This window comes from Alteraurantiacibacter aquimixticola, assembly GCF_004965515.1.
Taxonomy (GTDB): Bacteria; Pseudomonadota; Alphaproteobacteria; order Sphingomonadales; family Sphingomonadaceae; genus Alteraurantiacibacter; species Alteraurantiacibacter aquimixticola.
Genome location: NZ_SSHH01000002.1, coordinates 150697 through 175159 on the forward strand (window position 1 = coordinate 150697; position 24463 = coordinate 175159).

General features: G+C 64.2%; 23 protein-coding genes. 11 read left to right on the plus strand and 12 right to left on the minus strand.

The window, feature by feature from the left end:
• Positions 1 to 7: 7 nt before the first annotated feature.
• Positions 8 to 1375 carry a DNA repair protein RadA gene (radA, locus tag E5222_RS07180; RefSeq protein WP_136693094.1) on the minus strand — a complete coding sequence of 456 codons (1368 nt, stop codon included), beginning with the start codon at positions 1373 to 1375 and terminating at the stop codon, positions 8 to 10.
• Between the two features lie 70 nt (positions 1376 to 1445).
• Between radA and E5222_RS07185 the strand changes: the two genes are divergently transcribed.
• A complete protein-coding gene (locus E5222_RS07185) occupies positions 1446 to 3758 on the plus strand; it encodes a patatin-like protein (RefSeq protein ID WP_136693095.1) in 2313 nt (770 codons plus the stop codon).
• Here E5222_RS07185 and E5222_RS07190 read toward each other — a convergent pair.
• The 3 genes from E5222_RS07190 to dnaK form a co-directional block, all read right to left on the minus strand.
• A complete protein-coding gene (locus tag E5222_RS07190) occupies positions 3755 to 4657 on the minus strand; it encodes an MBL fold metallo-hydrolase (protein WP_136693096.1) in 903 nt (300 codons plus the stop codon). The genes E5222_RS07185 and E5222_RS07190 overlap by 4 nt on opposite strands.
• A 68-nt stretch (positions 4658 to 4725) precedes the next feature.
• A complete protein-coding gene (gene dnaJ / locus E5222_RS07195) occupies positions 4726 to 5856 on the minus strand; it encodes a molecular chaperone DnaJ (RefSeq protein ID WP_136693097.1) in 1131 nt (376 codons plus the stop codon).
• A gap of 71 nt (positions 5857 to 5927) precedes the next feature.
• Complete coding sequence (dnaK, locus tag E5222_RS07200; protein WP_136693098.1) at positions 5928 to 7862, minus strand: molecular chaperone DnaK; 1935 nt, start codon at positions 7860 to 7862, stop codon at positions 5928 to 5930.
• Between the two features lie 209 nt (positions 7863 to 8071).
• Between dnaK and E5222_RS07205 the strand changes: the two genes are divergently transcribed.
• From E5222_RS07205 to E5222_RS07215, 3 genes are all read left to right on the plus strand, one after another.
• Positions 8072 to 8563, plus strand: a complete 492-nt coding sequence (locus E5222_RS07205) for a copper chaperone PCu(A)C (protein ID WP_169053517.1) — start codon at positions 8072 to 8074, stop codon at positions 8561 to 8563.
• Complete coding sequence (locus E5222_RS07210) at positions 8560 to 9063, plus strand: vgr related protein (protein ID WP_425456251.1); 504 nt, start codon at positions 8560 to 8562, stop codon at positions 9061 to 9063. The genes E5222_RS07205 and E5222_RS07210 overlap by 4 nt, the downstream gene beginning before the upstream one ends.
• 137 nt (positions 9064 to 9200) lie before the next feature.
• Positions 9201 to 9674, plus strand: a complete 474-nt coding sequence (locus E5222_RS07215; RefSeq protein ID WP_211196116.1) for a hypothetical protein — start codon at positions 9201 to 9203, stop codon at positions 9672 to 9674.
• 100 nt (positions 9675 to 9774) lie between these two features.
• Here E5222_RS07215 and grpE read toward each other — a convergent pair whose 3' ends face one another.
• Positions 9775 to 10374: a nucleotide exchange factor GrpE gene (gene grpE / locus E5222_RS07220; RefSeq protein ID WP_136693101.1), complete on the minus strand. Its 600-nt coding sequence runs from the start codon at positions 10372 to 10374 to the stop codon at positions 9775 to 9777.
• A gap of 12 nt (positions 10375 to 10386) precedes the next feature.
• A complete protein-coding gene (hrcA, locus tag E5222_RS07225) occupies positions 10387 to 11430 on the minus strand; it encodes a heat-inducible transcriptional repressor HrcA (protein ID WP_136693102.1) in 1044 nt (347 codons plus the stop codon).
• Positions 11431 to 11495: 65 nt separating this feature from the next.
• Here hrcA and rph point away from each other — a divergent pair, with 65 nt between their 5' ends.
• Both rph and rdgB read left to right on the plus strand, forming a co-directional pair.
• Positions 11496 to 12209: a ribonuclease PH gene (gene rph / locus E5222_RS07230; protein ID WP_136693103.1), complete on the plus strand. Its 714-nt coding sequence runs from the start codon at positions 11496 to 11498 to the stop codon at positions 12207 to 12209.
• Positions 12206 to 12835 carry an RdgB/HAM1 family non-canonical purine NTP pyrophosphatase gene (rdgB, locus tag E5222_RS07235; protein WP_136693104.1) on the plus strand — a complete coding sequence of 210 codons (630 nt, stop codon included), beginning with the start codon at positions 12206 to 12208 and terminating at the stop codon, positions 12833 to 12835. The genes rph and rdgB overlap by 4 nt, the downstream gene beginning before the upstream one ends.
• A gap of 1 nt (position 12836) precedes the next feature.
• Here the strand turns inward: rdgB and E5222_RS07240 are convergent, their stop codons facing one another.
• Entirely contained in the window at positions 12837 to 13361 is a 525-nt protein-coding gene (locus E5222_RS07240; RefSeq protein WP_136693105.1) for a CAP domain-containing protein, read from the minus strand.
• 44 nt (positions 13362 to 13405) lie between these two features.
• Here E5222_RS07240 and hemW point away from each other — a divergent pair, with 44 nt between their 5' ends.
• Positions 13406 to 14557: a radical SAM family heme chaperone HemW gene (gene hemW / locus E5222_RS07245; protein ID WP_136693778.1), complete on the plus strand. Its 1152-nt coding sequence runs from the start codon at positions 13406 to 13408 to the stop codon at positions 14555 to 14557.
• Positions 14554 to 15450 (plus strand): tyrosine recombinase XerC, encoded by an 897-nt coding sequence (locus E5222_RS07250; protein ID WP_136693106.1) that lies wholly within the window; start codon positions 14554 to 14556, stop codon positions 15448 to 15450. Before hemW ends, E5222_RS07250 begins: the two co-directional genes overlap by 4 nt.
• Here E5222_RS07250 and E5222_RS07255 read toward each other — a convergent pair.
• Genes E5222_RS07255 through rsmI form a run of 4 tightly spaced genes read right to left on the minus strand, consistent with a single transcriptional unit; the run spans position 15447 to position 18316 of the window.
• Complete coding sequence (locus E5222_RS07255; protein ID WP_136693107.1) at positions 15447 to 16058, minus strand: DedA family protein; 612 nt, start codon at positions 16056 to 16058, stop codon at positions 15447 to 15449. The genes E5222_RS07250 and E5222_RS07255 overlap by 4 nt on opposite strands.
• A 58-nt stretch (positions 16059 to 16116) precedes the next feature.
• Complete coding sequence (gene gshB / locus E5222_RS07260; RefSeq protein WP_136693108.1) at positions 16117 to 17085, minus strand: glutathione synthase; 969 nt, start codon at positions 17083 to 17085, stop codon at positions 16117 to 16119.
• Positions 17086 to 17120: 35 nt separating this feature from the next.
• Entirely contained in the window at positions 17121 to 17471 is a 351-nt protein-coding gene (locus tag E5222_RS07265) for a YraN family protein (protein ID WP_136693109.1), read from the minus strand.
• Positions 17468 to 18316, minus strand: coding sequence for a 16S rRNA (cytidine(1402)-2'-O)-methyltransferase (rsmI, locus tag E5222_RS07270; RefSeq protein ID WP_246021600.1), 849 nt, complete (start codon positions 18314 to 18316; stop codon positions 17468 to 17470). The genes E5222_RS07265 and rsmI overlap by 4 nt, the downstream gene beginning before the upstream one ends.
• A 38-nt stretch (positions 18317 to 18354) precedes the next feature.
• Here rsmI and E5222_RS07275 point away from each other — a divergent pair, with 38 nt between their 5' ends.
• The 3 genes from E5222_RS07275 (at position 18355) to E5222_RS07285 (ending at position 22974) form a co-directional block, all read left to right on the plus strand.
• On the plus strand, positions 18355 to 19512 hold the full coding sequence (locus E5222_RS07275; RefSeq protein WP_136693110.1) for a penicillin-binding protein activator: 1158 nt from the start codon (positions 18355 to 18357) through the stop codon (positions 19510 to 19512).
• Between the two features lie 74 nt (positions 19513 to 19586).
• Positions 19587 to 21587, plus strand: a complete 2001-nt coding sequence (gene parE, locus E5222_RS07280; protein ID WP_136693111.1) for a DNA topoisomerase IV subunit B — start codon at positions 19587 to 19589, stop codon at positions 21585 to 21587.
• Positions 21588 to 21705: 118 nt separating this feature from the next.
• Positions 21706 to 22974, plus strand: a complete 1269-nt coding sequence (locus tag E5222_RS07285) for a serine hydrolase (protein ID WP_169053518.1) — start codon at positions 21706 to 21708, stop codon at positions 22972 to 22974.
• A gap of 7 nt (positions 22975 to 22981) precedes the next feature.
• Here the strand turns inward: E5222_RS07285 and E5222_RS07290 are convergent, their stop codons facing one another.
• Positions 22982 to 24379 (minus strand): methyl-accepting chemotaxis protein, encoded by a 1398-nt coding sequence (locus tag E5222_RS07290; RefSeq protein ID WP_136693113.1) that lies wholly within the window; start codon positions 24377 to 24379, stop codon positions 22982 to 22984.
• Between the last annotated feature and the right edge of the window lie 84 nt (positions 24380 to 24463).

The following is a 24463-nucleotide window of genomic DNA, read 5'->3' on the forward strand; positions in this document are numbered from 1 at the left end:
TTTCAGATTATGCGGTTGCCATCACCCGGTCAACGAGTGCCATGAGCCCGGATATTCCCGAATAGCGCAGTTTTGCAACACTCTGCCCGTCATCCGCCGGGCCGCATGCCTGATCGAAGCCGAGCTTGGCCGATTCCTTCACCCGCAGGTTCGAATGGGCAACGGGGCGAATCTCTCCCGAAAGCGAGACTTCGCCGAACCACACGCTGCGCAGGGGCAGCGGCTTGTCCGCCAATGCCGAGACCAACGCGGCGGCCACCGCAAGGTCTGCGGCGGGATCGGACAGGCGATATCCGCCTGCGACATTGAGATAGACCTCAGCCGAGGAAAAATTGAGCCCGCAGCGCGATTCGAGCACCGCCAGTAGCATGGCAAGCCTGCTCGATTCCCAACCAACCACCGACCGGCGCGGCGTCGCGCCCGATTGCAGCCGCACGATCAGCGCCTGGATTTCCACAAGTACGGGCCGCGTGCCTTCCAGCGCCGGGAAGACCGCGCTGCCCGCCACCGGCTCCTCACGCCCCGAAAGGAACAGCATTGAGGGGTTGGAAACCTCGGCCAGGCCGTCGCCTTCCATCGCGAATACGCCGATCTCGTCCACAGCACCGAAGCGGTTCTTGAGCGCACGCAATATGCGGTACTGGTGGCTGCGTTCACCCTCGAAGCTCATCACAACATCGACCATGTGTTCGAGCACGCGCGGCCCGGCGATGTTGCCGTCCTTGGTGACATGGCCGACCAGCACCAGTGCCACGCCGTTTTCCTTGGCGTAGCGGATCAGCTCGAAAGCGGAGGCGCGCACCTGGCTGACCGTTCCGGGCGCGCCTTCGATCATGTCCGAATGCATGGTCTGGATCGAATCGACCACCAGCAAGGCAGGCGGCGTACCGTCGGCCAAAGTGGTGAGGATATCGCGCACCGACGTCGCGGCGGCGAGGCGGATCGGCGCATCGGCAAGGCCCAGCCGCCCGGCGCGCATGCGCACCTGCCCGGTCGCCTCCTCCCCGCTGACATAGACCGCATCCTTGCCCGCGCGGGCGATGGCGGCGGCGGCTTGCAGCAGCAGTGTCGACTTGCCGATGCCCGGCTCGCCACCCATGAGGATCGCGCTTCCCGGCACGACCCCGCCACCCAAAGCGCGGTCGAATTCGGCAAGGCCCGTAGTGGTGCGCGCCAATGGCTTGGTGGGCATGTCGAGCGATTCGAAAATGATCGCCCTGCCCCCGCTGGAAAGGTCATGCTTGGCGGCGAACTTGGTTTCGGGCGCCTCCTCCACCAGCGTGTTCCATTCCGCGCAATCGGGGCATTGCCCCTGCCAGCGGTGCGACACGCTGCCGCATTCGGTGCAGACATATTTGCGTTTGGGCTTTGCCATGGTGGACGAATAACCAGAACATAGGTGGAACGCAATTGCCTTTGCTCTTTCCCCGCGCCAGACATGGGGAATGCGCCAGAAGGAACTCCGCATTGCCCTTATCTGCTACGGCGGGATCAGCCTGGCGGTCTACATGCATGGCGTCACCAAGGAGATCTGGAAGCTGACGCGCGCCAGCCGCTCCTTCCATTCCGGTGTGGGGGAGCTGACGCCGGGTGAGCGGATCTATCGCCGGTTGCTGGAGCGGGTGGAGAGCGAGCAGCAGATACGGCTGCGCGTTCTGCCCGACATCCTCACCGGGGCGAGCGCAGGCGGGATCAATGCCGTGTTCCTTGCGCAGGCAGTGCATTCGGGCCAGTCGCTCGATCCGCTGACGGATTTGTGGCTCAAGAACGCTGATGTAGACCGGCTGCTCGACCCCGAAGCACAATTGTGGACCTGGGTGGCAAAATTCTGGGCGCCGCCAGTCGTGCGCTACCTGCTATCGCGCCCGAACAGCGTGGTGCAGGAGAGCGTCGCGCCCGAAATGCGGCGCGAGGTGCGCAAGAAGCTGGCTCGCTTTGTCCGCAGCCGCTGGTTCCAGCCGCCTTTTTCCGGGATCGGCTTTTCGGGCCTTTTGGCCGATGCGCTTGCCGCGATGGAGCAGGCTCCGGCGGGTGATCCATTGCTTCCGGCGGGCCATCCGATGGATTTGTTCGTCACCGCCACCGACTTCCACGGCTATCTGCAAGCGCTGCAACTCCATTCTCCGCCGCTGGTGGAGGAGAGCGAGCATCGCCTGCCGATCGGCTTCCGCGCCCGCGTTCCGGCGCAATCGGGCATCTCGCTCGCCAATCCGCTGGAGCTGACGCTTGCGGCACGGTCCACTGCGAGCTTTCCCGGCGCTTTTCCTCCCCTGAAGCTGGAGGAGATCGATCAACTCGCGGACCTGCGCGGCCTTGCCTGGGACAATCGAGCGCAATTCCTGCAGAGGGTGATGCCGGTTCATGTGCGGGACCAGGAACTGGGCGGCGTGTCGCTGGTCGATGGCTCGGTTCTGGTCAATGCGCCCTTCTCCGAAGCGCTCGATGCACTGAAGGACCGCCCGGCCCAGCGCGAGGTGGACCGGCGCTTCGTCTATATCGATCCCACGCCAGACCGGCGCATGCGGACGGGGGCGCGGCGCACCGATGTCGGCTTCTTCAAGGCGATCCTCGGCTCGGTCTCCTCGATCCCGCGCGAACAGCCGATCCGCGACAATTTGGAAGTGATTCAGAACATGTCGCGCGAAGCAACGCGCATGGCGCATATCCTTGCCGCCTTGCGTCCGGATGTGGAGCGAGCGGTGGACAGGCTGTTCGGCCGCACCTTTTTCCTCGACCGGCCCACGACCAAGCGCCTCGCCAACTGGCGCGAAAAGGCGCAGCAGGCGGCGGCGGAGCAGGCGGGCTATTCCTTCCACTCCTATGCGCAGGCAAAGTTCAGCGGCATTCTCGACCGGCTCGCGCGGCTGATCGTCAAATATGGCAATGGCCCGCAGCTATCCGACCACCCGACCATCGCCCGCCGCTTGCGTGCGCATCTGGAGGCAAATGGCCTCGCCAGCCTCGCCAACCCGAAAGGCGGGGCGAGCGACGAGGCGATTGCCTTCCTGCGCGCACATGATTTGGGCTTCCGCATTCGCCGGTTGCGCCTGCTCACCCGCCGCCTGTCGCGCGATTGGGAGGATGATGCGGAAATCACCGATGCTGATCGCGACAAGGCGCGAGAAATGCTCTTCCGCGTGCTCTCGCTCTATTTCGAGAGGGATGGCGAGGAGGCGCTGGGACCGGGCTTTGCCGAGCTGACCGAAAGCGTACTGACCGATCCGGGCGCCGTGCTCGATCATCTGGCGGAGAAGCGGGACCTCGCCGGCGTGGACATCAAGGCCGAGGAAATCCTCGCCGAGGGGCTGGAGGAGATGTGCCAGCCGCTGCGGCGCAAGATGCTGCTCGCCTATCTCGGCTTCCCTTTCTACGACGTCGCCACGCTGCCGCTGATGCGCAATGAGGGCCTGACCGAGTTCGACCCGATCAAGGTGGATCGCATCTCGCCGGACGATGCCAGCGCCATTCGCGGCGGCGGGGCGGAAGCCTGCCTGCGCGGGATCGAGTTCTACAATTTCGGGGCCTTCTTCAGCCGCGCCTATCGCGAGAACGACTATCTCTGGGGCCGCCTCCACGGCGCCGAGCGAATGGTGGATTTGATCTGCTCCACCCTGCCCGAGCCAATGCCCGATAGCGAATGCCGTGCAATGAAGCAGGAACTGTTCCTGGCGATATTGGACGAGGAGAAAGAGCGGCTGAGAGCCGATCCCTCGCTCATTTCCGGTATCCGCGCCGAGGTAAAGGCGATGACGCCCTAGCGGTTATGCGCCTCCAGGCTCTGCCACACGGCGGTGACGAAGGCGTCGTCGGCGATGAAGCCGCCATCCACATTGCGCAGCCCCTCCACCGGACGTGCAGCCAACGCCTGCTCCAGCGTGGAGCCACCATCCTTCAGCGCCTTCACCCGGTCGACGCCGGTCTGCACCATGGTGCGGAAAGCCATCAGGTCGCTGCGCGTGGCGATTTCGCCATGGCCGGGAATGATCACGGTTTCGGCATCGGTCATGGCGATCACCTGGCCCAGCGAATTGAGCAGGTGCTCGACATTGCCGCCCGATCCCACATCGATGAAGGGCCAGCCGGCATTATGCATGAACATGTCGCCCATATGGACGACGTTCGCATTGCGCCAGCGCACCACGCTGTCCCCATCGGTATGGCCGCCGCCAAGGAACATGACGTCGATCACGTCGCCATTCAGGTGGAAACTCATCCCCTTGTCATAGGTGACGACTGGCAGCGCCGCCTTGGGCGCGGGCGGCGTCACATTGCCCAGCACATTGCTGCCATCGGCGAGGCGTTTGCGGACATTGTCATGCGCGACGATCGTCGCCCCGGCATTGCCGAAGTTCTCATTCCCGCCGGCATGGTCGAAATGGTAATGCGTGTTGACGAGGAAGCGCGTGGGGCTGGCACCCAGATCGGCCACCGCCTGCTGGATCTTGCCCGAAAGCTCGGCGAACTGGTCGTCCACCAGCACGGTGCCGTCTTCACCATAGGCAACGCCGATATTGCCGCCATTGCCGAACAGCACGGCGATGCCGGGCGCGACTTCTTGCGCGGTGATTTCCACCTCGCTCATATCCTGCTGCGCCCAGACGGCGGTGGCGCCGACGGCAGCACTGGCGAACAAGGCGATACGGGCGACATTGCGCATGGTTGATCCTCCCCATCTTTTGGCGGGGAGACTAACGCGGCAGCGTCACCCTGTCGATTCGCGAGATCCTAGCCGGAAAAGGCGTCCTTCAGCCGGTCGAAGAAACCGCGGCTTTCGGGGCATTCGTCGCCCGTCTCGGTTTCCTTGAACTCGCGCAGGATTTCCTTCTGGCGGGCGGAGAGCTTGGTCGGCGTTTCGACCGCCACTTCCACCACCAGGTCGCCGCGCCCCCTGCCCTGCAGCACGGGCATGCCCGCGCCACGCTTCCGGAGCTGGCGGCCCGACTGGATACCGGCGGGAATATCGATGCTATGCGTCTCGCCATCGAGGCCGGGGATTTCCACGCAGCCGCCAAGGGCTGCCGTGGTGAAGCTGATCGGCATGCGGGTGAACAGCGCGGTTCCCTCACGCTCGAACACTGTGTGCGGGCGGACATGGATGAAGATGTAGAGATCACCCGGAGGCGCGCCCATCGGCCCCGCCTCGCCCTTGCCGCCAAGGCGAATGCGCGTGCCATTGTCGACGCCCGGCGGGATTTCGATATCGAGCCGCTGGAGCTGGTCCACCCGTCCCTCGCCCCGACAATCGGAGCATGGCTGCTCCAGCACTTCGCCATGACCGTGGCAGACCGGGCACGGCCGCTCGATCACGAACAGGCCCTGCTGCGCGCGCACCTTGCCATGACCGTTGCAGGTATTGCAGCCGCGCTTGGACGTACCCGGCGCGGCGCCGCTGCCCGAACATGTGTCGCAGGCGGTGGCAACTTCCACTTCGATCTCGGCATTCTTGCCATGGAAGGCCTCTTCCAGGCCGATCTCCATGTCATAGCGCAGGTCCGCCCCGCGCCGCGGGCGCGCACGCCCGCCGCCGCCACCGAAGGCGCTGCCAAAAATGGTCTCGAAAATATCACCCAGGTCGCCGAAATCGGCGCCGCCGCCCGGCCCGCCGCCACCGCCGGCCATGCCGCTGGTGAAGGCCTCGTGGCCATAGCGGTCATAGGCGGCGCGCTTTTGCGGGTCCTTCAGGCAATCATAGGCGACGCTGATCGCCTTGAAACGCGCTTCGCATTCGTCATCGCCCGGATTGCGGTCCGGGTGGTACTTCATCGCCAGCTTGCGATAGGCACGCTTGATGGTGTCGCCATCGGCATCGCGGCTGACTTCGAGAAGAGAGTAGAAATCGACTTCGGTCGCAGACATGCGGCCCCCTCAAAACCCGACCGCCACCGATGCGGGGGCATCGGTGGCGGTGCTGGTTTGCATCTGGGTAATCAACCCTTGTTGTTGTCTTCGTCGACTTCGGAGAACTCGGCGTCGACAACGTCCTCGTCATCGGAGGAAGCATCGGCATTTGCGCCGGCGTCACCACCTTCGGACTGGGCCGCGGCCTGTTCCTTTTCGTAGATCTGCTGGCCCATCTTCATGGCCGCTTCGGTCAGCGCCTGCGCCTTGGCATTGATGGCATCGACATCGTCGCCTTCCAGCGCGGTCTTCGCCTCGGCCAGGGCAGCCTCGACGGCAGCCTTGGTATCGGCATCGACCTTGTCGCCGTTTTCTTCGAGCTGCTTCTCCGTCGTGTGCACCAGGCTATCGGCCTGGTTGCGCGCTTCGGCGGAGGCGCGGCGCTTCTTGTCTTCCTCGGCGAACTTCTCGGCGTCCTGGACCATCTGGTCGATATCGGAATCGGACAGGCCGCCCGATGCCTGGATCTTGATGGTCTGTTCCTTGCCGGTGCCCTTGTCCTTGGCGGCCACCGACACGATGCCGTTGGCATCGATATCGAAAGTCACCTCGATCTGCGGCACGCCGCGCGGCGCGGGCGGGATGCCGACGAGGTCGAAATTGCCCAGCAGCTTGTTGTCAGCCGCCATCTCGCGCTCGCCCTGGAAGACCTTGATCGTCACCGCGTTCTGGTTGTCCTCGGCGGTGGAGTAGGTCTGGGTCTTCTTGGTCGGGATCGTGGTGTTGCGGTCGATCATGCGGGTGAACACGCCGCCCAGTGTCTCGATACCCAGCGAAAGCGGGGTCACGTCGAGCAGCAGCACGTCCTTCACGTCACCCTGCAGCACGCCGGCCTGGATGGCAGCACCCATGGCGACGACTTCATCGGGGTTCACACCGGTATGCGGCTTGGCTTCGAAGAACTTCTCCACCACTTCGCGCACCTTGGGCATGCGGGTCATGCCGCCGACGAGGATCACCTCGTCGATCTGGTCCTTGGTGACGCCCGCGTCCTCGAGAGCCTTCTTGCACGGCTCCAGCGTGCGCTGGATCAGCTTGTCGACCAGCTTTTCGAGGTCCGCACGGCTGAGGGTCTCCACCAGGTGCAGCGGGGTGGACGAGCCACCTTCCATGCGCGCGGTGATGAAGGGCAGGTTCACTTCGGTCGACTGCGAGCTGGAGAGCTCGATCTTGGCCTTTTCCGCAGCTTCCTTGAGGCGCTGCAGGGCCAGCTTGTCGGTCCGGAGGTCCATGTTCTCCTTCGACTTGAACTGGTCCGCCAGATATTCGACGATCGCGCCGTCGAAATCCTCACCGCCCAGGAAGGTGTCGCCATTGGTCGACTTCACTTCGAACACGCCGTCACCGATTTCGAGGACGGAGACGTCGAAGGTACCGCCGCCAAGGTCGTAAACGGCGATGGTCTTGCCGTCTTCCTTGTCCATGCCATAGGCGAGCGCCGCGGCAGTCGGTTCGTTGATGATGCGCAGCACTTCAAGGCCCGCGATCTGGCCGGCATCCTTGGTCGCCTGGCGCTGCGCGTCGTTGAAGTAGGCAGGGACGGTGATGACCGCCTGCGTCACGGTTTCGCCGAGATAGCTTTCGGCGGTTTCCTTCATCTTCTGCAGGATGAAGGCGGAAACCTGGCTGGGAGAATAGTCTTCGCCGCCGGCCTTGACCCATGCATCGCCATTCTTGCCCTTGACGATGTCATAGGGGACGAGTTCCATGTCCTTCTTGGTCATGGGATCGTCGAAACGGCGGCCGATCAGGCGCTTGATCGCGAAAAGCGTATTGTCTGGATTAGTCACGGCCTGGCGCTTTGCAGGCTGGCCGATCAGGCGTTCGCCGTCCTTGGTGAAGGCGACGATGGAGGGCGTCGTGCGCGCACCTTCCGAATTTTCGATAACCTTGGGCTTGCCGCCGTCCATCACGGCGACACAGGAGTTGGTCGTACCAAGGTCGATACCGATAACTTTGCTCATGGATTCCCCACTCTTTCCTTACGTTGGACGCCGCACAGCCGGTTTCCCATGTCCCACGGCAAAACCTCTTGGCGGCTCGAATAAGAACAGATCGTTCGAGGGCGGATATAGGTGCGCTTTTTTGCCGGACAAGGGATGCGCGCCACTTGGCAGTATGCTGTCCCCGCAATAGGATGCATGACAATGAACAAAAGGGGGAAAGACCCGAAATGAGACGTATTCTTGCCAGCCTCGCCGCCTCCGCACTCGTGGTTGGCCTCGCCGCCTGCAGCAGCGAGCCTGAAGCGCCGGTCCAGACCGCTCCCGAAGCGCCCGAAGGCATTTCGGTCACCGACGGGCGGATGAACCTGCCTGCCGTGGCCGGCAATCCCGGCTCGGTCTATTTCACGATCACCAATGAGGGCAGCGAAGACCAGATGCTGCGCGCCGCCAGCGTGATCGGCGCCGACAGCGCGACATTCCACGAGACTGCCGAATGGAGCGGTCAGATGGACATGCAGGAACTGTTGCAGGTACCCGTCCCTGCCGGCGAGAGCGTCACCTTCGAGCAGGGCGGCAAGCATGTGATGGTGTTCGGCCTGCCCGAGGGTCTGGAAGCCGGTGAAGAGCTCGAAGTCACGCTCAGCTTCGTGCGCGGCGACAAGGTCAGCTTCCCGGTCACGCTGCTCGCGCCCGGCGAAGAATACGAAGCAGGCGAATAACACTGGACGCGCCAACGCAATCCTGCCCCGTCGGTGGCGAGCGGCCGCTGAGCGAAGGCGAGGTTGCGCTGGCGCGCTCCGTCTTCGGCGGTGCGATCTCCTATGAGAAGGTGATGATCCGGCGCCGTAAGTGGTTTCCCTTCCACCCCAGGAAGGTGACCATGGCGCCGCGCGGTCACCTGCACTTCCATCCACATGGACAGTCCTATTGTGAGGACTTTGCGACGGCCGCGCTCCACAGCCAGGCGCATTTCATCCATGAGATGACACATGTCTGGCAGACGCAGACGCGCGGGGACTGGTACCTCGTCCTCCACCGCCATCCCTGGTGCCGCTACGATTACAGCCTGAAGCCTGGCTGGCCGCTCACCCGCTATGGGATCGAACAGCAGGCGGAGATCGTCAAACACGCCTTCCTGCTGCGCAAGGGAGCCAAGATTCCCGGAGCCGCGCCATATGAAACCTATGCCGGCATTCTTCCCTTTGCTTCGTCCAGTTAAACCACCCCGCATATGACGAACACCGTATAGGCTCACTCAGGTCCTTGAAATGGGTGAACGATAGGGTAATCGCCGTGGTCGCAAGGTTGCCCTTATGCCGAGAGGAACGGCGGGCACTGAAATCAGGGGGTTTATCGATGAATACCGTATTCAAGATCGCGGCAATGGCCGCAATGACTGTTGCTGCCCATGCGATTCCGGCAGCGGCACAAGACACGGGCGGCACCCCCGCCTATGGCGAGATCGATCTAAGCTCGGGCTTCACGCCAGACCCGTACTCCGTCAACCTCCAGTCGGGCGGCAGCGTTGCCGCCAGCGAACTCGGCAGTTCGTGCAGCGGGTTTATCGCCAACAATCCTGATTTCCGATTGCGCTATTCGAGCGGCAGCCTGCCGCTGATCATCTCGGTCGCCTCCGATGCGGATACGACGCTGGTCATCAACGCCCCGGACGGGCGTTGGTATTGCAACGACGATGGTGGCGAAGGCCTGAACCCGTCACTGCGTTTCGAAAAACCCATGAGCGGTCGTTACGAGATTTGGGTTGGGACCTATTCCGATAGTTCCTTTGAAACCGCCACGCTGCAGATTTCCGAACTCGTCAGCGAATAGCCGCGACAGGGCACCCGCCGCTTAGGCGCGGTGTCCCCGCCGTTCGCCTTGGCCACAACCATCGCAGCCGGGACATTGCGTCCCGGCTGTTTCCCTACGGTCAGTCCGGCTTCTTCGCCACGCCGACCATGGCGGGGCGCAACAGGCGGTCCTTGATCATGTAGCCGCTCTGCATTTCCTGCACGATCGTGCCGGGTTCGGCATCATTGGTGGGAATTTCCATCATCGCCTGGTGCTGGTTGGGGTCGAGCGGCAGGCCCATGGCGGCGATGCGGCTAATGCCGTGCTGGCCGAAGACCTTGTCGAGCTCGCGCTGCGTCGCCTCGATACCGGCGACGAGGCCTTCCAGCTTGGAATGCTCGCGCATTTCTTCCGGCACGGCCTGCAATGCGCGGGCGAGATTGTCCGCCACGGAGAGGATATCGCGGGCAAAGCCGGTCGCGGCATAGGCGCGCGCATCGGCAACGTCCTTCTCCATCCGGCGGCGCACGTTCTGCGTTTCGGCGCGGGCATAGAGGACCTGCTGCTTGGCTTCTTCCAGCTCGCCGCGCAGCATAGCCAGCGCATCCTCGTCTTCTTCCGGGAAGCCTTCGCCCTCGGGATACCCTTCCCCTTCGAGAAACTCTTCGGGCACGCCTTCCAGTTCCTTTTCGACTTCGGGATCCTGCTTCCGGCCGTTTTCGCTATCGTTCTCGTTCATCGACTTTTCTGACTATCCAATTCTCTTGCCCAGTGACTGGGCGGTAAAATCCACCATGGGCACCACGCGCGCATAGTTGAGGCGCGTCGGCCCGATAACCCCCAAAACGCCGACCACCCTGCCCTCGCGGTCGCGATAGGGGGCGGCGATAACGGAGGAACCCGACAGGGCAAATAGGCGATTTTCCGCGCCGATAAAGATGCGCGTCGCCTCCGCCTCCTTCGCACTGTCGAGAAGATCGGCAATTGTCTGTTTGTTTTCAAGGTCATCGATCAGGGATCGAATACGCTCGATATCGCCCAGCGCGCTTTCGTCGAGCAGGTTGGCCTGCCCGCGCACGATCAGCACCTTGCGCCGCGCGGCATCCTCGCTCCAGGTCACGATGCCGCGTTCGACAAGGTCGCGGCTCGCATCGTCGAGCGCGCTCTGACCGCTGCGGATTTCGGTCTCGATCGCCCTCACCGCCTCCGGCAATGTGCGACCGGCAAGCCTTGCGGTCACGTAATTGCTCGCCTGCTGCAGCGCCCCGCTGGCGATCCCCGCCGGCAGGTCGAGCACGCGGTTTTCCACATGCCCGTCTTCACCCACCAGCACGACAAGCGCGCGCCCGGCATCGAGCGGGACGACATTCATCTGCGTCAGGCGCGGTTCGCGTTGCGGCACCATCACCATACCCGCCGCGCCGGACAGGTCGGAGAGGAGCGTGCTGGTATTCTCCAACGCTTCCTCGATCGGGCCGGGCCGCGCCAGCTGCGCCTCGATCGCAGCGCGTTCCTGCGCCGTGGGCTCCGCCACCTGCATCATGCCGTCAACGAAAAGGCGCAGGCCAGTCTCGGTCGGCATGCGCCCCGCGCTGGTATGCGGCGCGGCGAGCAGGCCCAATTGCTCGAGGTCGCTCAGCACCGAACGGATCGAGGCGGGCGAGAGGTTGAGGCCGCCGCGCGCGGCCAGGGTCTTCGATCCCACCGGCTGCCCGCTCGCCAGATAATCCTCCACCACCAGGCGGAAGACATCGCGCGCACGGGTCGTCAATTCAGTGATCGGTGGAGATGCCATGACATCGCCCTATCTAGGCGCTAGGGCCGCGCTGGCAATATCGAGTCCCATTATCGGAGAATTCCATGCGACCTTCCGGCCGCGCCGCAGACGAAATGCGCGCCATCACTATCGAAACCGGTTTCACCAAGCACGCCGAGGGCAGCTGCCTGATCAGCTTCGGCGATACGCGCGTGCTGTGCACCGCCAGCGTGGAAGAGCGCGTGCCGCCGTGGATGCGCGGCAAGGGTTCGGGCTGGGTCACCGGCGAATATTCGATGCTCCCGCGCGCAACCCACACCCGCGGCAGCCGTGAGGCGGCAAAGGGCAAGCAGAGCGGGCGCACGCAGGAAATCCAGCGCCTGATCGGCCGCAGCTTGCGCGCCGTGTGCGACCTCAACAAGCTCGGCGAGCGGCAGATCACCTTGGATTGCGACGTGCTCCAGGCCGATGGCGGCACGCGCACCGCCTCGATCTCCGGCGCTTGGGTGGCGCTGCGCATGGCGGTGAACAAGCTGATGGAGGCCGACGCGATCAAGCATGACCCCATCACCGCGAAGATCGCCGCCATTTCCTGCGGCATCTACCAGGGCAACCCGGTGCTCGATCTCGACTATGACGAGGACAGCTCTGCCGATGCCGATGCCAATTTCGTACTGATCGAAGGCGGCCAGATCGCCGAAGTGCAGGCGACGGCCGAAGGCGCGACTTATGACGAGGAAGGCCTGCTGCGCCTGCTGCGCCTCGCCAATATCGGTTGCGGACAGATCTTCACGGCTCAGGGCACCGCAGTGAAATGACCCGGAAAATCGGTTCGGGAAAGCTGGTGATCGCCACGCATAATGCGGGCAAGCTGAAGGAAATTTCGGCCTTGCTCGCGCCTTATGGGCTGGATTGCATCTCCGCCGGGTCGCTGGGCCTTCCCGAACCGCCCGAGACGGGCACGACCTTCGTCCAGAACGCGCTGATCAAGGCGCGCGCGGCGGCGGAGGCTTCGGGCCTCCCCGCCCTCGCCGATGATAGCGGGTTGTCGGTCGCCGCGCTCGATGGCCGCCCCGGCGTCTATACTGCCGACTGGGCGGAGACGCGTCATTTCGAAGGACCTCCCGGGCGCGACTGGTACATGGCCATGGGCAAGGTCGAAGGCATGTTGCAGGCCAAGGGCGCAGATGTGCCGCGCGATGCGTGGTTCTCCTGCGTCCTCGCGCTCGCCTGGCCCGATGGGGAGCATGCGGTCTATGAAGGCCGGGTGGACGGCACGCTGACATGGCCTCCGCGCGGGGAAATGGGCTTCGGCTACGACCCGGTCTTCGTTCCAGCCGGTCGCGAGCAGACCTTTGCCGAGATCGCTCCGGAGGAAAAGCACCGCATCAGCCACCGCGCCGATGCCTTTGCCAAGCTGGTGGCCGACCAGTTCGGCGTCTAGCTCAAAGCGGGGTACGACCGTACCAATTGCCCGCAGGCCAATAGCGGCAGACGACGAAATCATGCGCATCGTTGCGTGCCACCGCGCAGCCCAGTTGCTGCGTCTCGCGCCAGATCACCTGCGTATAATGGCCGACATCGCGCCAGCGTCCGGTGCGCGAGACATTGGGGAAGCTCCCGTTCATGAAATGGCGCTTTTCGGCGACAAATGTGCTGAAAATGGTGCGCGCGCTATAGAGCGCGGCGGTCCCCATCCAGAGGTTCTCGCCTTTGTCCCCACGCTCGTCGCGGCTGGCGTGCTGGAGGCGCCCCTGGCGAGCGAGGCGGCGTGCCCAAGCATGCGCTTCCTCGGCCAGCTCGTCACTCCAGGCGAGCGGCGGGACACCGGCATCGCGGCGTTCCTCATTATGCGCGGTCAGGAATTCGTGTTCGAAGGCGCTGGCAGGCTGGTCCTGCGCGCCCAGCGGCGCGGCAATGCCCAGCGCAGAAGCCGCCAGAGCGGCGCAAAGCTTGCGAACCCGTCCCATAAGCGCGAGATTGCAGAAGTTGTTTTAACGAAATCTGAAGCATGATGGCGCGCGCGCTCTACATCCACTGGCCCTTCTGCCTGAAGAAATGCCCCTATTGCGACTTCAACTCGCATGTGCGCGATGGCGTGGATGTGGCGCGCTGGCAGGCGGCGCTGGTCGCCGACATGCGGGCGGAGGCGGCGCTTGCGAGCGGCGAGAAGCTGAGCTCGATCTTCTTTGGCGGCGGAACGCCCTCGCTGATGCCCCCTGCCCTCGTCGAAGCGCTGCTGCGAGAGGCGGAGGCGCTGTGGGGATTTGCCGAGGGGATCGAGATCACGCTGGAGGGCAATCCCTCCTCGGTCGAGGCGCGGAATTACGCCGATCTGGCGAGTGCAGGCGTCAACCGCGCCTCGCTCGGCCTGCAGGCGCTCGACGATGCGAAGCTGCGATTCCTGGGGCGGCTACACAGTGCGGAAGAGGGGCTGAGAGCGCTCGAGACGGCACAGAACGTGTTTGAGCGGGTCTCATTCGACCTCATCTATGCCTTGCCCGGTCATACGCCGGAGGAATGGCGGGCGGAGCTATCGCGCGCGCTTGGTTTGGGCACGTCGCACCTCTCGCTTTACCAGCTGACCATCGAGCCGGGGACCAAGTTTGCCACCATGGTGCGGCAGGGCGATTTCGCGCCGCTCGACGACGATGCGGCTGCGGACCTCTATTCGCTGACGCAGGAGCTGACTTCGGCGGCGGGGCTGCCCGCCTACGAGATCAGCAACCATGCGCGACACGGCGAGGAAAGCCGCCACAACCTCACCTATTGGCGATACCAGGACTATGTCGGCATAGGCCCCGGCGCGCATGGGCGTCGTAGCGGAATGGCGACGCAGCGGCATCGCAAGCCGGAGAACTGGCTCTCGGCGGTCGAAGAGCGCGGATCGGGCTGCCAGCATGAGCTTGCCATTCCTGTACCCGAGCAGGCCTCCGAAGCGCTGCTGATGGGGCTGCGGCTGGCCGAGGGGCTGGACATCGCCGCCCTCGCCCGCCGTTTCGCTCTTCCCGAAGAACAGCTGGTCGATTTCGCCGAACTGGAGCAGCTTGCGTCCTACGGCCTCGTCACCCGCGAAGCCTCGCATATCACCGTCACCCCCGCCGGAATGCCGTTGCTCGATGCCATCCTGCCGCGCGTGGTGGCGGACGGGCTGGTTGCCGCATGAGCAAGCCTGATTTGCTCGAGGCCTGGGGCGACCACCTGACCAATGCCCGCCGCCGATCGCCGCATACGGTGCGCGCCTATCTCGGCGCGGCGACGCGGCTGCTCGACCAGACGGGGGCGGAAAGCTGGGCGGATGTGGCGCGACTGGAAGCGGGCGCGCTGCGGCTGCAGATGGCGCGGCGGCGCTCCGAAGGGCTCGGCAATGTCTCTGCCGCGCGCGAACTCTCCGCACTCAAGGGCTTCCTCGCCTTCGCCCGCGAGCAATTGGGCGAGGACGACGCCGCCGCCCCGCGCCTGCGCGGCCCGCGCGTGAAGAAGGGCCTGCCGCGCCCCGTAACGCCGGACGATGCGACCAACATGGCCGACCTGGTGGAAGGCCTCGCCAGCGATCACTGGATCGGCGCGCGCGACCGGGCGGTGCTGCTGCTGATGTATGGCGCGGGCCTGCGCATTGCCGAGGCGCTCTCGCTGACAGGCGCGGATGTGCCGCTGGGCGAAGTGCTGACGGTCACCGGCAAGGGCGGCAAGCAGCGCGTCGTCCCGCTCATCCCGATCGTGCGCGAGGCGGTGGGCGAATATGCCAAGCTCTGCCCTTGGCCGATCACCCCCACTGGCCCGCTGTTCAAGGGCGCCAAGGGCGGCGCGCTGGGGCAGGGCATGGTGCAAAAGGCGATGGCCAAGGCGCGGAAGGCGCTGGGCCTGCCCGCCAGCGCCACGCCGCATGCGCTGCGCCATTCCTTCGCCACGCACCTCCTTGGCGCGGGCGCCGATCTGCGAACGCTGCAGGAACTGCTCGGCCATGCCAGCCTCGGCTCGACGCAGATCTATACGAAGGTCGATGCGGCCACGCTGCTGGAAACCTATCGCGGCGCCCATCCGCGCGAGAAGGACTAGTCCTCGCTCGGCTCCCGCGGGTGCCATGTCAGCACACGGTAGAGATAGCCTACCGCTCCCAGCACGACGAAACCGATGATCAGCCAGCCGATGATGTGCTCGGATTCGGCGAGATAGCCCGCCAGCCATTCCCCGCCCTTGATCAGCCCGGCATTCCAGATCAGCGATCCGGCGAAGGTGAAGAAGAGGAACTTCACCTTGGGCATATGTGTCAGGCCCGCCGGCAGCGAGATGATCGTACGCAGGAAGGGCGAGAAACGCAGGAAGAAGATTACCCAGTGGCCGTGCCTGGCGAAAAAGACCTGCGCCCTGACCAGCTGCTCCCAGTCCACGGTCAGCCAGCGGCCCCAGCGATCGATAAAGGGCTCAAGCCGCTCGAACCCCCATTTGTCGCCGATCCAGTACCAGAAATAATTGCCAACGACAGTCCCGGCAGTGCCGATCAGCAGCAGCGGCCAGAACTGCATCTCGCCGCGCTCCACCAGCAGGCCGCCAATGCCCATGATCACTTCGCTGGGCACGGGCGGGACGACATTTTCCAGCACCATCAGCAGGAAGATGCCGACGTAGCCGCCCTGGCGGATCGCCTCGATGATCAACTGTTCCATGAAAGCCTAACGCATGGCGCCGGCGGAGGGTTCACCGGATTTTCCACAATAGCTCAACTTAACTTGAGCTCGCCACCATGGCGGCGTGCCGACGCTCCAAAGCATCCCAGATCCGGCCCGGCGTATCGGTGCCGTTGAACTGGTCGATCGCGACGATGCCGGTGGGGCTGGTGACGTTGATTTCGGTGAGCCATTTGCCGCCGATCACGTCGATTCCCACGAAGACGAGGCCGCGCCGCTTCAAATCCGGGCCCATGGCGGCACAGATCGCCTCTTCCTCCGGCGTCAGCTCCGCCGCTTCGGCATAGCCGCCCTGCGCAAGGTTGGAGCGGAACTCCCCTTCCCCCGGCTTGCGGTTGATCGCACCGGCAAACTCGCCATCGACCAGCACGATGCGCTTGTCGCCCCGTTCAACCTCGGGAAGGAAAGGCTGGACCATATGCGGTTCGGGCCAGGTCCAGTTGAACACTTCGAACAGGGCGGAGGTGTTGGTGCCCTGCTCATCGATCTTGAAGATCGCCTTGCCGCCATTGCCATGCAGCGGCTTCACCACCACCGAGCCATGCTTGGCCTGGAACTCGCGCACATCTTCCAGATGGCGCGCCACCAGCGTCGGCGGCATGAATTGCGCGTAATCGAGGACGTACATCTTCTCCGGCGCGTTCACGACTTCACGCGGATCGTTGGAGACGAGTGTGGTGCCCTTCAGCCGGTCGAGCAGCAACGCCGTGCTGATATAGCCGAGGTGGAAGGGCGGATCCTGCCGCATCAGCACCACGTCGATATCCGTGGCGAGGTCGATCTTGCGCAGCTCCCCCTTGGTGAAGTGATCGCCGACGACGCGCTGCACGGTGACGGGCGAGGCCCAGGCGGTGATACGCCCATCCTCATAAGCGATGGTCGACACATCATAATGCCAAACCTTGTGCCCGCGCGCCTGCGCCGACAGCATCAGCGCGAAGCTGGAATCGCCTGCGATATTGATGGTCTCGATCGGGTCCATCTGGACGGCGACGCGTAGGGACATAAGAATTCTCCGCTCATCCTGAGCTTGTCGAAGGGTCAGGGCTGCCAGGCATTGGTGATGTGGCGAGGGAATGTGCGCGGCGCAAGGAGGATCACGTCAACGCTGATATCCTCCCCCTCGCGCGCATATTGGTGCGCCACCGCTTCGGCCGCTGCGGCCACGCGGCGCAGGCGGTAGGCGTCGATCGCATGGTCGAGGTCCTCCGCCTTGCTGCGCCACTTCACCTCCACAAAGGCGACGAGGCCGCCGCGTTTGGCCACGATATCGATTTCTCCCACCGGGGTTTTCACGCGCGTATCGATGATGTGCCAGCCTTTCAGCCGCAACCACGCAGCAGCGCGCGCTTCGCCCTGCCGCCCGCGTTTTTCCGCCTTCTGGCGCTTCACTGGCCCTTCAGCTCCATCGCGCGGGTATAGAGCATGCGGCGTTCCAGCCCGGTGATCTTGGCCACTTGCGAGGCGGCCTGGCTGGGCTTGGCGGTCTCCATCGCATCCATCAGCAAGGTATCGATATCGAACTTGCCCGGATGGGGCTCGACCGGCGGGCCGACCAGCAGCACGATCTCCCCCTTGGGCGGATGGTCGGTGTAATGCGCGACCAGATCATGGGCGCTGCCGCTGCGGCATTCCTCATGCAGCTTGGTCAATTCGCGCGCGACGGCGATCTCGCGTCCGGGCAGCTGCTCGCCAATGGCGGTGAGCGACTTGGTGAGGCGCGGCGCGGTCTCGAAGAAGATAAGCGTGCTGCGGATCGGCGCGAGTTCAGCCAACAGGTCCGCCCGCGCCTTCTCCTTTACCGGCAGGAATCCTCCGAACAGGAAGCGGTCATTGGGCATGCCCGACATGGCAAGGGCGAGGAGCGGCGCGCTCGCCCCGGGCAAGGCGGTGACGGGAATTCCCGCCGCGCGTGCTTCGCGGACGAGGCGGTATCCCGGATCGGACACCAGCGGCATGCCGGCATCGCTCACCAGTGCAATCGCCTGATCCTGCATCGCGGCCAGCAAACGCTCGCGATCGGCTTCGGAAGCATGGTCGTCATAGCGCCACAGCTTGTTGGATATACCCAGCAGCTTCAGCAGCTTGCCGGTCACCCTTGTATCCTCGCAGGCGATCGCGTCACATCGCTCCAGCACCTCCTTTGCCCGCAAAGTCATATCCCCGAGATTGCCAATCGGGGTCGCCACTATATAGAGGCCGGGATCAAGTCTTTCGGTATGGGGCGCCTGTGTCACGGCCCCCTCATGAACCAGATTGAGTGGAGGCAGCAAGCATGTTCGGCAATTGGAAGCGCGGACTGGCCATTGTGCTGGGAAGCATGGCGCTGGCGGCGTGCCAGGTCATCCCCGGCGGCGAAGGCGGTCCGGTCACCGGCCCTGTTACGGGACCGGTCGAAGTGCCGGACGATACGGTATTGCCGCAGGATGCCGGCCGCCACCGCATTGCGCTGCTCGTGCCGCTGAGCGGGGCGAACGGACAGGTCGGCCAGTCGATCGCCAACGCCACCACCATGGCGCTGCTCGATACCAATGCGGAGAATATCCGCATCACGACCTATGACACGTCCAATGGCGCGGGCACTGCTGCCTCGCGCGCGGTGCAGGATGGCAATGCGCTGATCCTTGGCCCCCTGATCCGCGAGGATGTTTCTGCCGTGCTGGCACAGGCGCGCCCGGCGGATGTGCCGCTGATCACCTTTTCCAACGATACGGGCGTTGCCGCGCGAGACGTCTTCGTGATGGGCCACGTGCCCGAACAGTCGATCGAGCGGACCGTGCGCTTCGCCATCGATCAGGGTGCGCGCCGCTTTGCGGTGCTGGTGCCCAATGGCGAATACGGCCAGCGCGCCGCCGCCGCACTGCAACGCGCGGTGGACGCCAATGGCGCGACGCTTGTCGATGCGGAGACCTATGACCGGGGCAATACCTCCATCGTCAGCGCCGCCACCCGGCTGAACGGGCGCGGCGGGTTCGATACTGTGCTGATCGCCGATGGCGCGCGCCTTGCAGCCATGGCCGCAGGCGAGTTGAAGGAAGCGGGCGAGGCCCTGCCCTCCATCATCGGCCCCGAATTGTGGAGCGGCGAGACGACGCTCACCCGCGCGGACGCAATGGAAGGCGCGTGGTTCTCCGCCGTTTCGGATGGACGCTATCGCCAGTTCGCCAATTCCTATGAATCGCGTTTCGGCGCGCAGCCCTATCGCATCGCCACGCTCGGCTATGACGCGGTGCTGCTGACGCTGCGTATCGCGCGCAACTGGGATCCGGGCGAGGATTTCCCGATCCGCCAGCTTGCGGATGAAGGCGGTTTCCTCGGCCTAGACGGCGCATTCCGCTTCCGCAGCGATGGCGTGGGCGAGCGGGCCTTCGAGGTGCGCGAAGTGGGCGATGGCGACGTACGCGTGGTCGATGCCGCGCCCTCGCAGTTCTGACGCGCTTCCCAGACAGTCGATAAGTTCGCCCTGCCTGCTTGTATCCGCGGATTCCGCGGGCCTATAGCTGGTATATGAGCGACGACCTGTTCGAAAACGCCTCCGCCACCAGCGGCGATTATGATTCCTCCTCGATCGAGGTGCTGGAGGGGCTCGAGCCCGTCCGCCGCCGCCCCGGCATGTATATCGGCGGCACAGATGACCGCGCGCTGCACCACCTCGCCGCCGAAGTGCTCGACAATGCGATGGACGAGGCGGTCGCCGGCCATGCCAACCGCATCGAAATGGTGCTGGAGGAAGAACCTGGAACTCCTGGGCGCCTGACCATCACCGATAATGGCCGCGGCATCCCGGTGGACGAGCATCCCAAGTTCCCCGGCAAGTCCACGCTCGAAGTGATCCTCACCACGTTGCATTCGGGCGGCAAGTTCTCCGGCAAGGCCTATGCCACCAGCGGCGGCCTGCACGGCGTGGGCGTTTCCGTTGTAAACGCGCTTTCCAGCGACACACGCGTGGAAGTGGCGCGCAATAAGGAAGTGTTCGCGCAGAGTTTCTCGCGTGGGCTGCCGCAGGGCGGGATCGAGAAGGTTGGCACCACGCCCAATCGGCGCGGCACCAGCGTGACCTTCGTGCCCGATACGGAGATTTTCGGCGACCGGCAGTTCAAACCCGCACGGCTGTTCAAGCTCGCCCGCTCCAAGGCCTATCTTTTCGCCGGCGTCGAGATTCGCTGGAAATGCGCGCCCTCGCTCGCGTCGGACGATGTGCCGCAGGAAGCGACCTTCCAGTTTCCCGGCGGACTTGCCGATCACCTGAAGGAAGAGGTCGGCACGCGCGAATGCGTCACCACCGACTTCTTCGCCGGTAGCCAGGATTTCCCGGAGGCGGACGGCCAGCAGCAGGGCCGCGTCGAATGGGCAGTCGCCTGGCCGTTATGGTCGGACGGCTCGACCAGCTGGTATTGCAACACCGTGCCCACACCCGATGGCGGCACGCATGAGCAGGGCCTGCGCGCCGCGCTCACCAAGGGATTGCGCGCTTTCGGTGACCTCACCGGGCAGAAGAAGGCGAACCAGATCACTGCGGACGACGTGATGACGGGGTCGGAGATCATGCTCTCCGTCTTCATCCGCGATCCGCAATTCCAGAGCCAGACCAAGGACCGGCTGACCAGCCCCGAAGCCGCGCGCCTCGTCGAAAACGCCGTGCGCGACCATTTCGACCATTTCCTTGCCGACAATATGGACCGCGGCCGCGCGCTGCTGGGCGCGGTGATGGAACGCATGGACGAGCGGCTGAAGCGCAAGGCCGAGCGCGAGGTGAAGCGCAAGACCGCCACCAATGCCAAGAAGCTGCGCCTGCCCGGCAAGCTGACCGATTGCAGCGGCGAGACCGACGCCGAGACCGAAATCTTCATCGTCGAAGGCGATTCCGCAGGCGGCAGCGCCAAGCAGGCGCGCGACCGCAAGACGCAGGCGATCCTGCCCATTCGCGGCAAGATCCTGAACGTCGCATCGGCCAGCGCCGACAAGATCCGCGCCAATAGCGAAATCGCCGATCTCGGCCTCGCGCTCGGCTGCGGCACGCGCAAGGATTGCGATCCGGAAAACCTCCGCTACGACCGCGTCGTGATCATGACCGATGCAGACGTGGACGGCGCGCATATCGCCACGCTGCTGATGACCTTCTTCTTCCAGGAAATGCCCGAGCTGGTGCGCAAGGGGCATCTCTACCTCGCGCAGCCGCCGCTCTACCGCCTCACCGCCGGCAAGGAGAGCCGCTACGCCCGCGACGACGCGCATCGGGCCGAGCTGGAGGAAACGGTGTTCAAGGGCAAGAAGGTCGAAGTCAGCCGCTTCAAGGGCCTTGGCGAAATGAACCCGCAGCAATTGCGCGAGACCACGATGAGCCCGGCCACACGCAGCCTCATCCGCATCACCCTCCCCGCCGAGCACGAACAGCGTTTCGCGGTGAAGGAACTGGTCGACCAGTTGATGGGCCGCAATCCCGAACACCGGTTCAATTTCATCCAGAACCGGGCGGGCGAACTCGACCGCGACCTGATCGACGCGTGATTTCTCGCGTGGCGCGGTGACACATGCCGCGCCTGGGAGACTACCGGGTCACAAGCCTCTCAGCTTGACCTATTTAGCCAAATGGCTAAATAACATCGCTCCCGATGGAGGAATGCCCATGCGCCGCCTTGTCCTGTACGCCCTCGCCCTGTTCGCCATCCTGAGCACACCAGCCACAGCACAGGACAGCGGGACGATCGAGCAGCGCGCACAGGATGTGGTTGCGGTATTGCAGGGCGAAGCAGCTTTCGAGGAGGTCTTCGCCCCCGCCTTCGTTGCTGCCGTTCCCGAGGCGCAGTTCCTCGCCGTCAAGGGCCAGCTCGAAGCCCAGCTCGGCCCGCTAGTCGGCCTCGAAAGCGTGGAGCCGGCCGGCGCACCCGGCGCAGCCACTATCGCCATCCGTTTCGAGAATTCCATCGCCAGCGGGCCGATGCAGCTCGCGGCCGAAGAGCCGTGGAAGATCGCCGGACTGCTGCTCAACAGCTTCGTTCCCGTGGGCGAAGAGGAGCTGTCGGCGCTTGAGCAATTGCAGGCCCTGCCCGGCACCACCAACCTGCTCTTCGCGAAGCTGGACGGATCGGAAGTGCTGGCGAGCCACAATGCCGACATGCCGCTCGGCATCGGTTCCACCTTCAAGCTCTACGTTCTCTCGGCCCTCGCTCGCTCCATCGCCAATGGCGAGCGCGACTGGGACGATGTCGTGCCTCTCACAGAGCGCAGCTTTCCCAGCGGGCAATTGCAGAATTGGCCGGAAGGCTCCCCGCTGACGCTGCATTCGCTGGCGACGCTGATGATCTCGATCAGCGACAATACCGCCACGGACCAGCTGATCGTGGAACTTGGCCGCGAGGCGGTGGAAGCGGAGGTCATCGCATCGGGCCATGCGGACCCCGAAGCGACTTTCCCCTTCCTCACCACGCGCGAGACCTTTCTGCTCAAGCTGACTGAGGATGAAGCAGCGCGCGCCTATATCGATGCGCCGCTGGATGTTCGGCGTGTCTCGCTGGACGGGCTCCGGGATCGCGAACTCGACCTCAACGATGCCAGCCGCGTCTTTGCCAATGGGCCGCGCCTGCTGGAGATCGAATGGTTTGCCAGCCCGGCCGACATTGCCGGTATCTTCACACGGCTGGCGGAAGACCCGGTCGCGCGCGAGATCATGGCTGTGAACACGGGGATCGGGACCGAGCCCTTCGCTGATTGGGACTATGCCGGCTACAAGGGCGGGTCCGAACCCGGCGTACTCAATTTCAGCTGGCTGCTACGCGACGATGCGGGCGCCTATTGGGTGCTGACCATGGGATGGAACGACCCGCAAGCTCCGGTGTCGGACCTGCGCTTCATCTCCATCGCACGCGGATTGCTGGCAGAGGCTGCCGAGAACTGAGGCCTGATCAAACCAGGTAGGAAATCTCGAAATCGCCCCAGCGGCGGCCGTTGATCACGATCGGCACGCTGGCAAGGCGCACCACCTTATAGTCCTCACCGCCGCACTCGTGGCGATAAACCCCCATCGAATAGGGAGCGTCGTTGCTCTTGATGCGCCGGTCGATGGCATGGAAGATAATCCGGCCGTTGCGGCAATATTGCAGGTCGTGGTCGTAATCGCCGGTCGGCTTGCGCGAGCTATCGGCATGGTGCGTGGGCAGGAAGCCGTTGCGGTCGTCGCAGACGCAGGCGACGATGCGCGGATCGGATGCCTTCACCCGGTCCATGATCGGCCGCCAGTTGTCATCGGCCCAGTCGCTCATGCGCGAGCGGTAGAGCGGCGGGTTGGTACCGGGGACTTCGACATAGTTTTCGTCGAACAGGTCATCCACGCTGATGGAGCCATCGGCGATCGCATCTTCTGCAACCTGTACCACCTCGCGGCAGGCTTCCGTCGTGCGTTCGACCATGACGTTGTCATCGGGAGACAAGCCTGCGTGGACGATCTTGTCGAACATCAGGCTGCCCATTTCCTCGACATTGGCCATGCGGCGAACTGCCAAAGCAAGCTTTTCTTCGGTTTGCTGGGTCGCCCCTTCGAATGCTTCGAGCACGTCGCCGACGCGGCCGACATGCCCGGCCATGGTGGCGCTGACGCGGGCGATCTGGTCGTTCTGGTTGTCGACCTCCTGCACCATCTCCACCACATCGGTGATCGTTCCCTCGATCTTGCCGATCGAACTCTTGGCGCGCTCGCTGATTTCGGTGCCGGAGGTAATCTCGTCGATCACCATATTGGCGTTGGTCTCCAGCGCATTCATCGTGCGGGTGATCTCGTCCGCGGCCTTTTGCGCCTGCGTTGCCAGTTCCTTCACCTCGGTCGCCACCACGGCGAAGGGGCGCCCCGCCTCACCGGCGCGCATCGCTTCGATATTGGCGTTGAGGGCGAGGATGTTGGTGACCTGCGCGATCTCGTCGATATCGATGGAGGACTTGCGCACCTGGGTGATCGCGGCGCCGAAATCGGTCACCTGGCGGCCGAGTTTCTCGACCACTTCCACCAGATTGGCGATGTCGGCCAGCGAGCCTTCGATCATGGCGGTGCTGCGATTGAGCTGTTCGATCGCCTTGCCCGAGAGCAGGCGCGATTCCTCGCAGGCATCGCCAACATTGGCCTGGTCCTGCTCCATCTCCGCAACAGTGCCCTTCAGGGACTGATGCTCCGCGCGCAGTTTTGTCGATGTCTCAATAACTTGCTCAAGGATGCCCGAAACGTCCGAACACCCCACCGTGACCTCACCGCAGGTCACCGGAAGGGAATCGAGCGCACGCGCGCTCTTCTGATCGACAGCTTCCATCTTCATCAGCCACCACCTTACCCAGTCTGACGCAGGCAGGAGCTAACAGTTTAGGGTAAACTGCGTATTAAGACGGAAAGCTTCCGTGAC

Excerpts from the sequence above, each read along its gene's own strand:
- E5222_RS07275 (WP_136693110.1), top strand. The coding sequence starts at position 18,355 with ATGTTCGGCAATTGGAAGCGCGGACTGGCCATTGTGCTGGGAAGCATG.
- radA (WP_136693094.1), bottom strand. The coding sequence starts at position 1,375 with ATGGCAAAGCCCAAACGCAAATATGTCTGCACCGAATGCGGCAGCGTG.
- E5222_RS07205 (WP_169053517.1), top strand. The coding sequence starts at position 8,072 with ATGAGACGTATTCTTGCCAGCCTCGCCGCCTCCGCACTCGTGGTTGGC.
- rph (WP_136693103.1), top strand. The coding sequence starts at position 11,496 with ATGCGACCTTCCGGCCGCGCCGCAGACGAAATGCGCGCCATCACTATC.
- E5222_RS07250 (WP_136693106.1), top strand. The coding sequence starts at position 14,554 with ATGAGCAAGCCTGATTTGCTCGAGGCCTGGGGCGACCACCTGACCAAT.
- E5222_RS07255 (WP_136693107.1), bottom strand. The coding sequence starts at position 16,058 with ATGGAACAGTTGATCATCGAGGCGATCCGCCAGGGCGGCTACGTCGGC.
- E5222_RS07285 (WP_169053518.1), top strand. The coding sequence starts at position 21,706 with ATGCGCCGCCTTGTCCTGTACGCCCTCGCCCTGTTCGCCATCCTGAGC.
- hrcA (WP_136693102.1), bottom strand. The coding sequence starts at position 11,430 with ATGGCATCTCCACCGATCACTGAATTGACGACCCGTGCGCGCGATGTC.
- E5222_RS07190 (WP_136693096.1), bottom strand. The coding sequence starts at position 4,657 with ATGCGCAATGTCGCCCGTATCGCCTTGTTCGCCAGTGCTGCCGTCGGC.
- dnaK (WP_136693098.1), bottom strand. The coding sequence starts at position 7,862 with ATGAGCAAAGTTATCGGTATCGACCTTGGTACGACCAACTCCTGTGTC.
- E5222_RS07215 (WP_211196116.1), top strand. The coding sequence starts at position 9,201 with ATGAATACCGTATTCAAGATCGCGGCAATGGCCGCAATGACTGTTGCT.
- grpE (WP_136693101.1), bottom strand. The coding sequence starts at position 10,374 with ATGAACGAGAACGATAGCGAAAACGGCCGGAAGCAGGATCCCGAAGTC.
- E5222_RS07290 (WP_136693113.1), bottom strand. The coding sequence starts at position 24,379 with ATGAAGATGGAAGCTGTCGATCAGAAGAGCGCGCGTGCGCTCGATTCC.
- E5222_RS07185 (WP_136693095.1), top strand. The coding sequence starts at position 1,446 with ATGCGCCAGAAGGAACTCCGCATTGCCCTTATCTGCTACGGCGGGATC.
- gshB (WP_136693108.1), bottom strand. The coding sequence starts at position 17,085 with ATGTCCCTACGCGTCGCCGTCCAGATGGACCCGATCGAGACCATCAAT.
- rdgB (WP_136693104.1), top strand. The coding sequence starts at position 12,206 with ATGACCCGGAAAATCGGTTCGGGAAAGCTGGTGATCGCCACGCATAAT.
- parE (WP_136693111.1), top strand. The coding sequence starts at position 19,587 with ATGAGCGACGACCTGTTCGAAAACGCCTCCGCCACCAGCGGCGATTAT.
- E5222_RS07240 (WP_136693105.1), bottom strand. The coding sequence starts at position 13,361 with ATGGGACGGGTTCGCAAGCTTTGCGCCGCTCTGGCGGCTTCTGCGCTG.
- hemW (WP_136693778.1), top strand. The coding sequence starts at position 13,406 with ATGGCGCGCGCGCTCTACATCCACTGGCCCTTCTGCCTGAAGAAATGC.
- dnaJ (WP_136693097.1), bottom strand. The coding sequence starts at position 5,856 with ATGTCTGCGACCGAAGTCGATTTCTACTCTCTTCTCGAAGTCAGCCGC.